Here is a 15,760-nt window from a genome sequence, read left to right on the forward strand (position 1 = left end):
CGACTCGCTCGCCTCAGACCGCTTCCGTGCCGCGCTTTCCGGTTCGGACTTGGCAGGCGTCCTCGATGGGGACGACGAATATCTTCCCGTCGCCGGGTTCGCCGGTGTTCGCGGCGTCGCGGACGGCGTCGATAACGTCTTCCGCGGGGATGTCCGCGACCACGCACTCCACCTTCACCTTCTGGTGCAGGTCGACGACGTACTCCTCGCCGCGCCACTGGCCGAGTTTGGCGGGCTGACTCCCGCGCCCGCTGACGTTCGTCACCGTGAGGCTCGGCGCGCCGATGTTCGCCAGCGCCCGCTTCACCTTCGTGAGACGGTCGGGACGGACGATGGCGGTGACGAGCTTTATTCCACCGTCGTTCGGAAGCCCGCCGCCGTCGGCCCGCAGTTGCTCGGCCGCCACTTCGCTCGGACCGTCAATGTCGAACTCCGGATACGTCTCGACGCCGTGTTCGGCGGTGTCCAGTCCTTCGCGCTCGTGTTCCGGCGTGACGCGGGCCTGTCCGAGCGAGCGCGCGACGCCGAACACGGTTCCGGTCGCGGCGACGGTCCAGAGAGCGATGAGGGCGACGCCGACGGCCTGCACGGCGACTCCCGAGAGCACCGCGCCGAGACTGAATCCCTGCCACGTTCCGACGGCGACGAACGGATAGGCCAACGTCCCGAGAACCCCGGCGGAGCCGTGAACCGGAAACACTGCGCACACGTCGTCGATGCGGAGGCGTTTCTCGACGAACTCGAAGACGTAGGGGAGCTGTGCTCCCGCCAGCAGGCCGACCGCGAGCGCTCCGGGCCAGACGATGTCGTCGGCGATGCCCGTGATACCGACCAGTCCCGCGAGCAGTCCGTTCGCAACGTAGAGGGTGTCCACCTTGCCGGTGCGGCGCAGCGACATCGCGCTCGCGCCGAGCGCACCCGCGGCCATTCCGAGCGTCGTGACGAGGGCGACGCGCCCGACCGTCTCGAACGCGGCCAGCGAGAGCGATCCGCCCTCGGCGGCGAACACCGTGGCCGCGGTGCCGACGTTGAAGCCGTACCAGCCGAACGCGAGGATGAGCGTGCCGAGCACGGCGAACGGTAGCGAGTGACCGGGGATGACGTTCGCGGTGCCGTCGTCGTCGAACCGACCCAGACGCGGCCCGACGACCCACGCCGCGGTCAGTCCGGCGATACCGCCCATCCCGTGAACGACCATCCCGCCCGCGAAATCGTGGAAGCCGAGGGTTGCGAGGACGCCGCCCGCCCACGCGAACCCGACGACGACGGGGTAGATGACCGCCACCAACAGGACGGTGTAGGTCACGTACGTCCGGAGTTTACACCGTCCGGCGACGGCCCCGCTGACGATGGTCGCCGCGGTCATGGCGAACACCGCGCCGAACAACCAACCGACCCACGCGTTGACGCCGCTGGGTTCGAGGATGGCCCCGAACTCGCCGCCGAGCGTCCACGCGCCGCCCGCCCCGGTTAGGTAGCCGACGACGTTCGAGAGCGCCGCCCCCACGAGGAAAAAGGCGAGGACGCCGACGCTCCACGTAAGCAGGTTCTTCGTCAACTGGTTGGCGACGTTCTTCGAGCGCACCTGCCCGGCCTCCAGCATGGCGAACCCGGCGTGCATGAAGAAGATGAGGAACGTGACGACGAGCACCCACAGGAGATTGACCCCTTCCGCGATGACGGCGAGGTCGCTTCCCTGTGCGAGGACGGTACCGCTCACAGTTCGTCCTCCCTTTCCCGAACGATGGCGATATCATCTGGACAACTGTCTACGAATATCGAATACTCTTCGACGTTTGGGTTCTTCATCACGTTATAACGAAACAGCATTCCTATTGATAAGCATGATCATTAAAAAACGAATATTTTCTACGCCTTCGGTGGACGAACGGCCGAATTATTATCGTGTACTGTCTGTTTAAGGTTGTAAAATGCCCAGAATGTGGTCGTTCGTCGTTCGAATTCTGGACGAACGTCGACCGCCGGGCGGAACATCCGCCCTTCTACTCCCGACCGGGGTGCGCACGAAAACGAGCGAGTCATAAGGAGACGGTATCACGGATTCACCGGACGATAAAACGCATCTTCGACCCGGTCATTTCAACTGGAAAACCGATAGCGGACTCCCCGTTCACTCGTCGAACGCGGCGGCGACATCCTCCGCGAAGTACGTCAGGATGATGTCCGCCCCGGCGCGCTTTATCGACACCAACGATTCTAGCGCCGTTTCCTGTAAGTCGAGCCACTCCCTGTCGGCGGCGGCGTGGAGCATCGCGTACTCCCCGGAGACGTTGTACGCGGCGACGGGCCGGTCGAACTTCTCTCGAATCGCGCTGACGATGTCGAGGTACGGGAGCGCGGGTTTGACCATCAGCACGTCCGCGCCCTCTCCGACGTCGAGCGCGACCTCGCGCATCGCTTCGCGCGCGTTAGCCGGATCCATCTGGTAGTGTCGCCGGTCGCCGAAGGCGGGCGCGCCGTCCGCCGCGTCGCGGAAGGGGCCGTAGAACGCCGACTCGTACTTCGCGGCGTAGCTCATGATGGCCACGTCCGCATAGTTCGCGTCGTCCAGCTCGGCGCGAATCGCGCCGACCATCCCGTCCATCATCCCGCTCGGGGCGACCATCTCCGCCCCAGCCTCGGCGTGCGAGACGGCTATCTTCCCCAGGAGGTCGAGCGTCTCGTCGTTCTTCACGGTGAGTCGCGGGTCGGTCGCGGCTTCGTCCTCCAACACTCCGCAGTGGCCGTGTTCGGTGTACTCGCAGAGGCAAACGTCGGTGATGACCGTGGCGTCCGTCTCCCGCGTGATTCGGCGCGTCACTTCCTGCACGACGCCGTCCTCGGCCCACGCGCGACTGCCGCGCTCGTCTTTCGACTCGGGGATGCCGAACAGCATCACGGCCTCGACGCCTGTTTCGCGTATCTCCTCGACGCGGGCGACGCTCTCCTCGATGGGTACCCGTTCGTGCCCCGGCATCGATTGGATCGCGACTCGCTCGTCCGTCGTTGCGTCGACGAACATGGGCGCGATGAGGTTGTTCGCGTCGAGCGTCGTCTCGCTGACCAGTTCTCGGAGGCCGTCCCGACGCAGGCGACGTGGGCGCTCGATAGGGTTCATACCGGTGGTAACCGTGGAACGCCCAAAACCGCGTCGTTCCGTCCGTGGGTCACAACGCATTTACTGTATCACCTCAATACTCGTATCAGATGAATATCGCCTCGTTCGTCGCAGTCGAGACGACTCCCTTCGTCGCCCTGCTCGCCTGCTCGATTTTCGGCCTCGCGATCCTCTCGTTCGCCCCGAATTCACGGTCGCTTCGGACGTTCGTCGCCGATTACGGCGTCCTGTTGCTCGTCGGTGCGGTCTTCGTCGCCGCCATCATCGGTATCTTCCTGTTCGTGTTCGGTGACAAAACGCTCGCACAACGGTGGCTCGAACAGTACGGTCTCATGGCGCTCTTCCTCATCCTCATCTTGGAGGGTGCGATGCTGTTGTACTTCGCACCGAGCGAGAGTCTCGTCCCGTTCACCGTGACCGCCCTCGCGTCACCGGACGACCTTCGAAGCATCGCCATCATCATCTTCGTCGCCGTCGTCGGCGCGACCATCGGCCAGTACGCGCTGTTCTCGCTGGCGAAACGCGGCGGACGAGAGTACCTGCAGGAAAAGCCGTGGTTCCGAATCTCCGAATCCTCACTCGACCGCTTCGACGGCTGGTTTCAGAAGTGGGGTCGCGTCATCGTTCCGGTGAGCAACGCCCTATTGTTCACCCGCGGGATGCTCACCGTCCCTGCCGGATTCGCGGAGATGCGCGATTGGGAGTTCATCGTCCTCTCGGCGATCGGGACGTTGATCTTCCAGTCGTGGCTCACGGTGTTCACGCTTTACACTATCAAACTCGGTCTCCTCGACTCGCTCCCGTTCTAATCGTTTTTACTTCTCACTGACACACGCCATCCGAGCAGAAAATCGCCGACTGATGACGGTTCGTTTCGGAACGACGACCGTTCTACCATAGCGATAGAGCTAACAGCGAGAGGAGCGTACTCACTGGTGCGCCCGCGTGTCGTTTGTCGCGTGCCATGCCATGAACGCTGCGCGGGTGCGCTTTCTCTCGAAAAAACGAGTAGTACCGTCTCTAACGCGATTCGATACCGACGAGGACCGATACTGACGAGAGCGACGTTTCTCGCCTCGGTCAGGCGGCCTCGGTCGCCCCGCGCTCGTCCGCGGCCAACTTATCGGCCCGGCGTCGATTCTTGAGCACCAGCGCGCCGAAGGCGACTGCGCCGACCGCCCGGAGCACGAGGTCGAACGAGCCAGGGTCGAAGGTCGGCAGGCCGAACAGTCCGAGCAGACTTGTCGCGCTGTTGAACAGCAACAAGGGAGCCATGAGCAGGAGCGCGGCGAGCGCGAACACCGCCCTGTCCACCCGGCCCACGTCGGTGTAGAGGTAGCCGATGACGGTCGCGCCGAGCGCGATTACGCCGACGAACACCCCCGCCACCGGAATCAGCACATCGGGCATGAAGTAGCCGAGTTCGGTCACGTCGGCGAGACCGATGACGCGAACCTCCTCTCCCGTTCCCGTCCCGCGCAGGAGGAGGATGCCGGGTGTCAGCACGAACGCGAAGGGAACGATGGCCTTGTTCAGAGACAGCGAGAACGCCTCTACCCCCGTCTGGAACTGATCGGATTTGGCGATGCCGGAGGCGGCGTAGGCGGCCACCGCCACCGGCGGCGTGATGTCGGCGATGACGCCGAAGTAGAGGATGAACAGGTGTGCCGACAGGATGGGGATGCCGAACCCGGAGATGGCGTCTCCGAGCATCGAGACGAGGATGATGTACGTCACCGTCGTCGGCATCCCCATCCCGAGGATGATGGAGGAAACCGCCGTGAGCACCAGTAGGGCGACGATGGAACCGCCGCTCACCGTTCGGATGAGCGCAGTGAGGTTCGGTCCAAGTCCGCTGACGCTGATGACGCCGGGGATGATACCCGCTGCCGCCACCGCGATGACCACCGTGGTCGCGGTGCGCGCCCCTGAGTCCATCGATTCGAGGACGAACCCGCCATACTGGAACGCCCGGTTGTCCGCGAGTCGGGGTCGCCGGAGCGCCTTCGCGCCCTTCGCCACCGCGCTGTCGACCTGCCCGTCGAAGTCAAGGAGCGGCGCGTCGGCGTGCGGACGGACGAGGAGCGTGACGAGGCTCACGGCGAGGATTATCCAGCCGAGTTGGCCCGCGACGACGGCGAGCGCAGCGGCGGGAGCTATCCCCGCGCCACCGCCGCCAGTAAGCAGCGAGACGATTCCGACGCCCGCCGTCGTGAACGCGACGAACTGGAGGGCGCACACACCGGCGATGGTTCCGAGCAGCGGAGCCCTCGAACTCCGATTGTACGCGGCGACGAGCGCAATGAGCGCCCCGATGGCGACCAGCGTGAACCACGCCGCCCGCTCGATGGAGAGGCGTTCGACGATGAGGTAGTAGAGGAGCAGTATCAGCGGAACGAGGTAGAACCACCCTCGTAGGAGGTGCGGGCGGAACGAGACGATCTCGGTGTCCGCCAGTCCGCCGATGTTCTCCTTCGACGCTTCGAGGTGCACCATCACCCACACGCCGAAGAAGAAGACGACGGCCGGAATCGCCGCCGCGATTATCACGTCTCGAAACGGCGTCAGCGTGTACTCCACGATGAGGAACGCCGCCGCGCCCATGACGGGAGGGAGGATCTGACCGCCGGACGAGGCGGAGGCTTCCACCGCCCCCGCGAACTCCGACCGGTAGCCGGAGCGTTTCATCAGCGGAATCGTGAAAGCTCCCGTCGTCACCGTGTTGGCGATGGACGAACCGCTGATGGTGCCCATGAATCCCGACGCGAGGATGGACGCCTTGGCGGGACCTCCCTTGCGCTGCCCGGTCGCGGCGTAGGCCAACTCGATGAACCACTGGCCTGCCCCGCTCATCTCCAAGAACGCGCCGAAGAGGATGAAGATGAAGATGAATCGAACGCTCACCGTGACCGGAATCCCAAACACGCCATTTTCGGTGTTGTACCAGAGGTTCTGGACGATGGAACTCCAGTCGAGCGGCGGAATCGAGAGCACGCCGACGACGGGCGCATCGATGGGTATCAGATAGCCCCACCGCGCGTAGACGATGAACGACGCGACGATGACCATCAGGTACACACCCAGCGCGCGCCGGGTCGCGTCGAGCACGAGCAGGACGCCGAGCGCCCCGAGGATGAAGGCGTATGATACCTCGCCCGTCGGAACGCCGACGGTCGAAAGAGCGTCGAGAACCGGCGAAAGGACGGGATACACCTCGGCGGTGGTGCGTCCGAATCCCAGTCCCAGCGCCCGCATCTGGCGGATCTCGTCGAAGTTGGCGAGCATGTACCAAACCGACAGCAGTGCGGACCCCATCATCGCGAGGTCGACGGGCGTTATCCGCGTCCTGTCGGGGTCGACCATCGCCCAGCGGACGCCCCGGCGCGCGCCAACGAGACCCCGAGTGACCGGGTTGTCCTCCCCGAGTCGCTCCCGGGAGAACGGAACGATTCGACCGAACCGCCGCGCGACGGCTCCCCGTCCGGTCGTCGTCGGAAAGAGTAGAAAAGTCAACAGCAGAGCGAACGTGACGTGGACGGCGTTCACCTGCAAGAGTTGGAGGGCGGCCAGCTGCACCTCTCCGACCACCGGAAGCGTCGCCGCGAAGATGAACCCTTGAGCGGCGAGCCACATCTGGAACGCGGAGAAGGCGATGGCGATGGCGGAGGTGACGACGGCGGCGATACCCCGCAGTCTGCGCCTGTGCTCCAGTTCTTGGACGAGTTCCTCCTGCTGTTCCTCGGTGAGCGTGTCGCTCATGACGGACACCGTCGGACGACGAACAGTTCGACCGACTCGCCGCCAGACAGCGCGACGAGGTCGTAGCGCCGGTCACCCACGCGCAGTTCGTGACCCGCGACCTCGCCGGGCGTCACGGGCACGGTGGCGTAGCTCCCCGCCGGGTCGAAGACGAACCACTCGTTCTCGCGGATGACGTTCGCCCGCGCCGGGAGTCCCGCGCCGTACGATTGGAACCGCATCTCGACCATCTCCAACTCGTTCCCGTCGACCGCGTACACGTCCTGAACGGGCGTCTTCTCGACGCTGTGGGTGTACGCGAGCGTCACCTGAGTTCCGTTCTCGACCGGCACGACGAGTATCGGTTCGCCGGTGTCCGCGTCCGCGACCACGAGCACTTTTTCGTTCGCTTGCGCGCGTTCGTCCCGGTTCGTCCGTCCGTCCCCATCGGCTTGCGCGACCGCTGGAACCGCGACGGCCGACACCACGAGTAGGACGACGGCGAGAAGCGCCGGTGCGCTCCGCGCGCCGCCGGAAACCCCGTTACGAACTGTTGTTCCCACCGGTTTGGTTCCCCCCCGTCTGGTTGCCACCGCCCTGCGTCGTCGCCGGACCGAAGATCTCCCTCGCTGCCGGGTGAAGCGGGATGGACATCCCATCCAGCGCGTTCTCCCGGCTGATGAACTGCTTTTTGATGCTCAGTTGACCGGTGTTGTTGAAGATGGACTGCGTCACGGCGCGAACAGACTGGTTCGACTGGTCTTGGGTCGTCGCTATCATCGCCCGAACCGCCACCGTCTGGACGGGTTCGTTCTGTCCGCTGTAGGTTCCCGGCGGAATCCTATCGTCCGCGAACCACGACGCCTGATCTTTGATATTCTGGCGCGTCTGTCCGGATATCTCCACGAAGGCGATGTTGTTCGTCGTCGCTAGTTCCTCTATCGCACCGACGGGCCAGCCGCCGACGACGAAGGCGGCGTCGATGTCGCCGTTGCGGAGTTGGTCCGCCGCCTGTGAGAAGCTGGTGTTCTGCTCGGTGAAGTCGTTCTGCTGGATGCCGACCGCCTCCAGAATCTGGAGGGCGTTCACCTGCGTCCCGCTCCCGAGGTCGCCCGTGTTGATGGTCTTGCCTTGGAGGTCCTGGAGCCGATTGATATTACTCCCTTGAAGTGTGACGATGTGGATCGTCTCGGGGTAGAGGGTCGCTACGCCTCGCAAACTCTTGATGGCGTTCCCTTGGAACTCCTCGATACCGCTTCCGTTGTAGGCGAAGTACGCGACGTCGTTCTGGATAAGCGCGAAGTCGGCGTTCCCCTGCGCGAGGCCGCCGACGTTCTCCACACTCGCGCCCGTGGACTGCACCTGTACCGTGTACTCGGTGTTGTTCTCAATGATCGTCTTGAACTGGTTCGACAGCGGAAAGTACGTCCCGCCGGTTCCGCCCGCGAACCATGTCAATCGTCGTTGCTGAGCGAGCGCGTCTCCGGAGAGTCCGAGAAGTCCCACCGCCCCTGCGGCCTTTACGAACGTGCGTCTGTTGAGTTCCCCCACCATACATCAACTGACCTCTTTCCGAAAGTTCATATAGCCACCCGACGCTTCGTGGCGGAAATACCGCGATACCCGGCGGTAACGCCGAGTTCCGTCGGGAAACGCTCGCTTATTGGAGGGGTTTCGAATCGAAAATGTATTTGGCTTCCCGTTCCGAGGAGGGGGATATGGAAACGATACGTGCCAATGAGTATCACGATATCGCCAAGGTGAGCGACCCGCAGCTCTCGCCGGACGGCGAGCGAGTGGCGTTCGTTCGCTCCGTTCCGGAAGACGACGAGCAGTACGAGGCGACCGTGTACGTCGTCCCGCTCGGCGGCGGCGAACCGACCCAGTTCACCATCAGCGAGGGCACGGACAGCGACCCCCGATGGAGTCCGAGCGGCGACCGCCTCGCGTTCGTGAGCACGCGCGGCGCGGACGACGACCGCCCGCAACTCTGGGTTCTTCCCGCGGCGGGCGGCGAAGCGCGACAGGTAACGGACGTGGCAGGTGGCGTCTCGCAGTTGGCGTGGTCGCCGGAAGGGACGAGAATCGCGTTCGTCCAGCAGAGCACCGAAGACGACCGCGAAGAAGAGCGCGACATCTCGCTCGATGACGAGGAGCACGAATCCGAGACGCCCGACCCGCGCGTCATCGACCGGAAGATCTACCGCGCGGGACAACGCTACTTCGACGGCAGGCGGAGCCACATCTATCTCGTCGACCTCTTTGACGACTCCGTCGAACGACTCACCGACGGCGACTTCGATTGCATGGAACCGGAGTGGGGCGACGCGACGACGCTCTACTACGGCGTCCGGCGCGAGGGCGACCCGGACGACAACATCACGGTCGACATCCTCGCCCGCGACACTGACTCCGGCGAGGAAGAGCAGGTCGTCCGGACGACCGGATGGGGAGCATCCATCGCGGCGACGGAGGACGGACGAGTCGCCTACCTCTACTCGCCCGAGGAGAAGGCGACGCTCCGACAGACCGAGATTGAGGTGTTCGACCGCAAAACCGGCGAGACGGTGGCGCTCACCGAGTCGCTCGACAGGACGCTCTCGATTCCCCCGCAGTGGGACGACGACGAAGAGACGGTCTACTTCGGAACGCCCGACGAGGGCGACTACGTCGTCTGGCGCGTCCCCGGCGACGGGAGCGACGACCCTGAACTCGTTCTCGGCGAGGGTCACGTCACCGATTTCTCGGTCGGGTCTGACGCCATCGCCTACGCGAAATCCGAGTGGGATCATCCGGGCGACGTGTTCGTCTCGACGCCCGGCGGGGCCGAAACCCGACGACTCACTCGGGTCAACGCGGAGTATCTCGACGAACGAGCGGTCAGCCAACCCGAGGAGCTTCGGTTCGAGTCGGACGACAGAACCGAGGTGCAGGGCTGGCTGCTGACGCCGCCCGACTTCAGTTCCGACGAACAGTACCCGCTCGTAGTCGAGATTCATGGCGGTCCACACGCCATGTGGTCTACCAGCGGAACCATGTGGCACGAGTTCCAGACGCTCGCCGCGCGGGGCTACGTCGTCTTCTGGTGTAACCCGCGAGGTTCGACCGGCTACGGCGAGGAACACATGGCCGCCATCGAGCGCGGGTGGGGAACCGTCGATTACGAGGACGTGATGGCCGGCACCGACGCAGCCGCGGAGCGAGAGTACGTGGACGAGGAGAACATGTTCGTCACGGGCGGGAGCTACGGCGGCTATCTCACCACGTGGGTCGTCGGCCACACCGACCGGTTCGCGGGCGCGGTGACCCAGCGCGGCGTGTACGAACTCAACAGTTTCTACGGTTCGACGGACGCCTTTAAACTGGTCGAGTGGGATTTCGACACGACGCCGTGGGAGGAACCGGAGTTCCTCTGGGAGCGTTCGCCCATGGCCTATGCCGACCGAGTGACGACGCCGACGCTCGTCGTCCACAGCGACGAGGATTTCCGCGTTCCGGTGAACAACGCCGAGATGCTCTACCTGTTCCTCAAGAAAAACGACGTGGAGACCCGCCTCGTGCGCTACCCGCGCGAGGGTCACGAACTCTCCCGCAGCGGCGAACCGGCCCACATCGTCGACCGACTTGAGCGCATCGCCCGCTGGTTCGACGGCTACTCCGACCACCACGACGCGCCGAAGGCCTTGGAGCGCGGCGACGACGGACTCTCCACGGCGGAGGGCGGCGACGAGGCCGGTGAAGAAGACGGAAACGGAGCACAGGACGAGGGCGGCGAAACCGACGAGGACGACGGGCACGAATAGCGATAACTATTCACATAGTAAGGTACGTTTCGTTCGGGGCGAAACGTTCGATAAACACACCGCGCGCTATCGATTTTTCACCGGAAACGAGGGGGTTTCCTGTCCGGTTCCTTCATCCCAGTTGACGCTATCGAAAACGGTTTGTCGCTTCGTCGGAAGTTCGCGCGTATGATACTCTCCGCACAAACGACACCGTGGTACGAGATCGGTCTCGTCTACGGCCTCTTGCTCGCGCTCTTCATCGGGCTTCTCGCCTCGTCATACCTATACGTGCGGGCTTTCTGAGAGGGGTTACTTCGGACGTGATTGTGATATCGAAAAGAGAGCCGCTCTCCATCGTTTTCGAGGTCAGTTTCGCCGTCGCGTCGAATCGCCACCGCCCCGCCGTTTTCATCCGATTCTCGACTCGAAAGAAAGGGGTTCAATCGACGATGATCTCGGAGCCTTCGTTCTCCGACTCGTCGGAGCCGGGTGTCATCTCGCCCTCGTAGCGGTCGATCCAGTCGGCGAAGCACTCGGGGCAGAGTCGTTGGCTGTCGATCTGCGAGCGGTCGACCGTCAGGCGGACGGTGCGAGCCAGCGCGTCCGTCAGCGGCTCTCGGCAGTCGTCACACGGTTCAGGTTCGGTCTCGTCGCTCATGAGGGGTCAATGTGACGCCGTGTATATAAAACTCGCCGGAGACGACGTGGGGACGTTTCGGCGGCCATCGTGTCGTTTCGCTTCTTCACGTCGCGGTCAACTACGCGGGCGGAGCGTACTGCGTTCCGTTCGACATCGGCTGAGACGGCTGATACTGCACGCTCGACGGGACGCCCGTGCTAGAGAAGAAGAGACGGACGTGTCCCAACCATGGAATCTTCACCTCGGCGGTGCCGCGAACCCAACTCGGTTTGACTGGTTCGCTGATGCGTACGACCTGGTCGTACGCCCCGTTGTTGTCGCCCTTGGTGATGAATCCGGCGTGCGGGGCCGGGCAGTTCGGCAGCTCGTCGCAGTTGTCCGCTCCGGCGACGTACGCCGGGTTGGCCTCGTCGTACCAGTTTTCCCCGCTCTCGACCCAGAACCGCGCTCGGTGGATGATGGGCGTCTCGTACACGCTTCCGTCGGGTCGGTAGATTATCACGTCGCCGTAGTGGTTGAAGCTCTTGTACCCCGACTGTTTTCCTTGTTGATAGCTGACGACGCCCGTCCCGTCCTGAGCGGCGTTCGGCACGAACCGGTTCTCGTCGACGATGAAGATGAGGTCGCCTCGTTCCATCTGCGGTTCCATGCTCCCGCTCTCGACGGCGACCATCGGCGGCCAGACGCCGCTGATGGCGAAGAGCACGAGACCGATCGCGACGACGACGACGACGCTCTCCAGCATCTCGCGGACGAACACGACCGTCCCGTTGTCGGTGTGTCGGAACCACCGAACCCACGCGACCGGCCCCGACCCGTCTGGGCCGGTATCTCGGCCGCCGTCTGGCGACGACTCGTCTGGGGGACTCATTACGATATCCGTAGACCGTCTCCAGTTGTTAACCTTCTGGGTTGGTTCGCTACGTTTTTTGCCTCCCCGCGTGTGGGTAAAAACGTGCCACTAGAAACCCCGGCTCGAATCGTCAGAGAGCTGACGAGCCGAGGGTACAACGCTGACCGGGAGGCGGTGACGCTCCTTGCGAGCGCGTCCGACCCCTCGGGGGCGCTCGAACGCGCAGTCGAACACGCCCCCGAGGACGCCCTCAAACTCTCCGTCGACCACGTTAAAGGCGTCCTCGACTCCTCGGTTGTCGGTGACGGAAACCCCTCCGTTTCGACTGGAACCGCGACCTCGGAACCGCGAGCGAACGGCGGTGCCGCTCCAGTCGAAACGGAGGGGTCGGCATCGACACCTCGAAGCCCGCACCAGCCGAACATCGAGGGTGATATCACCGGCGAGAGCACCGGAACCGGAGAGTACGACGATTTCGTCGCGGTGTTCCGCGACCGCTTCCAACGACTCTCGGGCAAACTCCGCGGTCGGGTGAACGCTCGCCCGACGAACGCCGTCGCCGAGATGCCGGGCGGGAGCGACGCCGCCATCGTCGGGATGATAAGCGATATTCGCTCGACGGCCAACGGACACTGGCTCGTCGAACTCGAAGACACGAACGGAACCTTTCCCTGTCTCGTGATGAAAGACAAGGAGTTCGCCGGTCTCGTGGACGAACTGCTGTTGGACGAGACCGTCGCGGTCGAGGGGAGTTTGTCGAGCGATGCGGGAATCCTCTTCGTCGACTCACTTCACTTTCCGGACGTGCCGCGCACCTACCAGCCGTCCACCGCAGACCACCACGTGCAGGCGGCGCTCATTAGCGACGTTCACGTCGGCAGTCAGGAGTTCGTGGTCGACGCGTGGCAACGCTTCACGAGTTGGCTCCACACCGACGAAGCCCAGCACGTCGAGTACCTACTCATCGCGGGCGACATGGTCGAAGGCGTCGGAATCTATCCAAATCAGGACGACGAACTCGACATCATCGATATCTTCGAGCAATACGAGCAGTTCTCGGAGCACTTGAAGGAGGTGCCGGGCGACGTGGAGATCGTCATAATTCCCGGCAACCACGACGCGGTGCGCCTCGCCGAGCCGCAACCAGGATTCGACGAGGAACTCCGCAAGATAATGGACGTTCACGACGCTCGCATCACGGGCAACCCCTCCACGGTGACCATCGAAGGCGTCTCGGTGCTGATGTACCACGGCGTCTCGCTGGACGAAGTTATCGCCGAACTCCCCGCCGAGAAGGCGAGCTACGACGAACCGCACAAGGCAATGTACCAACTCTTGAAGAAGCGCCACGTCGCCCCGCAGTACGGCGGTCATACTCGCGTCGCGCCGGAGGAAAAAGATTACCTCGTCATCGACGAGGTGCCGGACATCTTCCACACCGGTCACGTCCACAAACTTGGCTTCGGCAAGTACCACAACGTGCTCGCCATCAATTCCGGCTGCTGGCAGTCCCAGACCGACTTCCAGAAGAGCGTGAACATCGACCCCGATTGGGGGTACGCACCCATCGTGGACTTGGACACCCTCGACGTGACCGCTCGGAAGTTCGTCTGACGGTTTCCGCTACAACCCGTCGCCGTCGCTTGGTTTTCCAGTCGAAACGAAGGGGTTGGTTCCGAAAAAGAGCCGATGAGGTTACCGATTCAACGTGTGAATCGCGTGCCCCAACGCGTTTTCGGCGGCCTCCATCACGCTCTCCGAGAGCGTCGGGTGGGTGTGAACCGTGGCGGCCACATCCTCTATCGTCGCACCCATCTCGATGGCCAGTCCGAGTTCGGCGATAAGTTCGGATGCCTCGGGGCCGACGATCTGCGCGCCGAGGACGAACCCACTCGGTTCGTCGGCGACGATTCGGACGAAGCCGTCCGCGTGGTTCGTCGTGAGCGCGCGCCCGCTGGCTTGGAACGGGAACCTCCCGACGACGGGTTCGAAACCCTGTTCTTCCGCCTCCTCCTCCGTCAGTCCGACCGTGCCGATCTCGGGGTCGGTGAACACCGCGGCGGGCATGGCCTGATAGTCGATAGCCGAGGGTTCGCCGGCGATGACCTCCGCGGCAACTTGCCCTTCCTTGCTCGCCTTGTGCGCGAGCATCGGTTCGCCCGCCACGTCGCCGATGGCGAATATGTGCTCCTGCTCGGTACGCGCGCGGTCGTCCGTCCCGATGAAGCCCTTCTCATCCGTCTCGATGCCCGCATTCTCCAATTCGAGCGTGTCGGTGACGGGTTGGCGGCCGACCGCTACGAGCACCTTCTCGGCACCGAACTCCGAGACGTCGCCGTCCTCGTTCTCGGTCATGACGGTGATGCCGGCGCCCGACTCCTCCCACTCCTTCGCGGCCTGTCCGAAGTGGAAGTCGATGCCCAACTCCTCGGCTTTCTTCTTCACCGGTCGCGCGAGGTCGTCCTCGTAGCCCGGCAGCACCGAGTCGAGCATCTCCACAACCGTCACGTCGGAGCCGAGTTTGGCGAAGACGCCCGCGAGTTCCATGCCAATGTAGCCCGCGCCGACGAGGACGATGCTCTCCGGCACGTCGTCCAGCGCGAGCGCCTGCCGCGAGTTGAGGACGTGTTCGCCGTCGAACTCGAAGCCGGGAATCTCGATGGCGCGACTGCCGGTGGCGACGATGGCGTGCTCGAACTCGACCGTCTCCGCGCCCTGTCCCTCGCCGCCGTGAACGACGCGGACGGAGTTTTCGTCCGCGAACTCGGCGCGACCCTCCATCAGAGAGACGCCGTTCGCCTTGCAGAGCTTCTCGACGCCGCCTGTCAACTGCGAGACGACGCCGTCTTTCCACTCCACCATCTCGCCGAAGTTCACGTCGAGTTTCGTGTAGATGCCCATCTCCTCGGCGTTGTTCGCGTCGTAGGCCAAGTCGGACGCCGTGATCATCGCCTTCGACGGGATGCAGCCGTAGTTCAGGCAGGTTCCGCCGTAGGCGTCCTTCTCCACGAGCGTCACGTCGAGTCCCAGTTGGCCCGCGCGGATGGCGGCGACGTAACCGCCCGGTCCCGCGCCGATAACCAGCACGTCCGTTCCTGTCGAGATGTCTCCGACGACCATTACACGGCTAGAGTGGCTACCGGGTAAAAAATCAGGTGGATTACGAACCGGCGACTGAACGTGTGTTGGCAATCACCACACTTTTGTAGCCGGTACGCTGGCACTGAGAGAAAACGCTATGGTTCGCTTACAACAAGCGAAATCATGAACCATTCTCTCCGGTACGGCATCGCCGTCGTCGTCGGTGCCGTCGTAACCGCCAGCGTGGCCTTCTTCGAACCGCCGACGGAGGAATCGGCGATTCTCCTCGTCGGAATCGCGCAAGTGTACGTCGTCGGTGCGGCGGTCGCGCTTCGATACGGTTCGATTCTTCGAAGCACCGACGGCCGAAGTGGGCGAGCGGCGCGTTCGCCGGTGTTTCGACATTTGGCTGTTTCAGCCTGTTAAGCGGCGTCAATCCGACGCCGAACTTCACCGTGATGGTGCTCGGCTACGGTCTCGTCATGTTCGGTTTCGCCGCCGGAATCGCGTTCGAACACGAGCGAAACGGTTCACCGTAACACCGG

The 15,760-nt window shown here is 63.7% G+C and carries 12 protein-coding genes; 4 read left to right on the forward strand and 8 right to left on the reverse strand.

Annotation, left to right across the window (positions count from 1 at the left end; all coding sequences use genetic code 11):
* Positions 1 to 13: 13 nt before the first annotated feature.
* Together LIW51_RS16070 and hemB are read right to left on the reverse strand one after the other, a co-directional pair.
* Positions 14 to 1,720 carry an ammonium transporter gene (locus tag LIW51_RS16070; protein ID WP_227375102.1) on the reverse strand — a complete coding sequence of 569 codons (1,707 nt, stop codon included), beginning with the start codon at positions 1,718 to 1,720 and terminating at the stop codon, positions 14 to 16.
* Between the two features lie 411 nt (positions 1,721 to 2,131).
* Positions 2,132 to 3,118: a porphobilinogen synthase gene (hemB, locus tag LIW51_RS16075; protein ID WP_227375103.1), complete on the reverse strand. Its 987-nt coding sequence runs from the start codon at positions 3,116 to 3,118 to the stop codon at positions 2,132 to 2,134.
* Positions 3,119 to 3,207: 89 nt separating this feature from the next.
* Between hemB and LIW51_RS16080 the strand changes: the two genes are divergently transcribed.
* Entirely contained in the window at positions 3,208 to 3,927 is a 720-nt protein-coding gene (locus LIW51_RS16080; protein WP_368411744.1) for a DedA family protein, read from the forward strand.
* Between the two features lie 271 nt (positions 3,928 to 4,198).
* Here the strand turns inward: LIW51_RS16080 and LIW51_RS16085 are convergent, their stop codons facing one another.
* The 3 genes from LIW51_RS16085 to LIW51_RS16095 are packed head-to-tail and all read right to left on the reverse strand — an operon-like array spanning position 4,199 to position 8,410.
* The gene (locus LIW51_RS16085; protein ID WP_227375104.1) at positions 4,199 to 6,877 is read right to left on the reverse strand and encodes a TRAP transporter permease; all 2,679 of its coding nucleotides are present in this window, start codon (positions 6,875 to 6,877) and stop codon (positions 4,199 to 4,201) included.
* The gene (locus LIW51_RS16090) at positions 6,874 to 7,419 is read right to left on the reverse strand and encodes a DUF1850 domain-containing protein (RefSeq protein ID WP_227375105.1); all 546 of its coding nucleotides are present in this window, start codon (positions 7,417 to 7,419) and stop codon (positions 6,874 to 6,876) included. The genes LIW51_RS16085 and LIW51_RS16090 overlap by 4 nt, the downstream gene beginning before the upstream one ends.
* Entirely contained in the window at positions 7,400 to 8,410 is a 1,011-nt protein-coding gene (locus LIW51_RS16095) for a TAXI family TRAP transporter solute-binding subunit (protein ID WP_227375106.1), read from the reverse strand. Before LIW51_RS16095 ends, LIW51_RS16090 begins: the two co-directional genes overlap by 20 nt.
* 164 nt (positions 8,411 to 8,574) lie before the next feature.
* On the opposite strand from LIW51_RS16095, the gene LIW51_RS16100 reads away from it, so the two are divergent.
* Entirely contained in the window at positions 8,575 to 10,659 is a 2,085-nt protein-coding gene (locus tag LIW51_RS16100; protein ID WP_227375107.1) for a S9 family peptidase, read from the forward strand.
* A 421-nt stretch (positions 10,660 to 11,080) separates the two neighbouring features.
* On the opposite strand, the gene LIW51_RS16105 is transcribed toward LIW51_RS16100, so the two are convergent.
* Positions 11,081 to 11,299, reverse strand: coding sequence for a DUF7569 family protein (locus tag LIW51_RS16105; RefSeq protein ID WP_227375108.1), 219 nt, complete (start codon positions 11,297 to 11,299; stop codon positions 11,081 to 11,083).
* 100 nt (positions 11,300 to 11,399) lie between these two features.
* Positions 11,400 to 12,152 carry a S24/S26 family peptidase gene (locus LIW51_RS16110; RefSeq protein WP_227375109.1) on the reverse strand — a complete coding sequence of 251 codons (753 nt, stop codon included), beginning with the start codon at positions 12,150 to 12,152 and terminating at the stop codon, positions 11,400 to 11,402.
* Positions 12,153 to 12,236: 84 nt separating this feature from the next.
* On the opposite strand from LIW51_RS16110, the gene LIW51_RS16115 reads away from it, so the two are divergent.
* Positions 12,237 to 13,748 carry a DNA-directed DNA polymerase II small subunit gene (locus tag LIW51_RS16115; RefSeq protein ID WP_227375110.1) on the forward strand — a complete coding sequence of 504 codons (1,512 nt, stop codon included), beginning with the start codon at positions 12,237 to 12,239 and terminating at the stop codon, positions 13,746 to 13,748.
* Positions 13,749 to 13,829: 81 nt separating this feature from the next.
* Here LIW51_RS16115 and lpdA read toward each other — a convergent pair whose 3' ends face one another.
* Entirely contained in the window at positions 13,830 to 15,254 is a 1,425-nt protein-coding gene (lpdA, locus tag LIW51_RS16120) for a dihydrolipoyl dehydrogenase (protein ID WP_227375111.1), read from the reverse strand.
* A gap of 144 nt (positions 15,255 to 15,398) precedes the next feature.
* Between lpdA and LIW51_RS16125 the strand changes: the two genes are divergently transcribed.
* Entirely contained in the window at positions 15,399 to 15,641 is a 243-nt protein-coding gene (locus LIW51_RS16125; protein ID WP_227375112.1) for a hypothetical protein, read from the forward strand.
* The last annotated feature ends 119 nt before the right edge of the window (positions 15,642 to 15,760 follow it).

The sequence above is a fragment of the Haladaptatus halobius genome (assembly GCF_020618475.1).
GTDB classification, from domain to species: Archaea; Halobacteriota; Halobacteria; order Halobacteriales; family Haladaptataceae; genus Haladaptatus; species Haladaptatus halobius.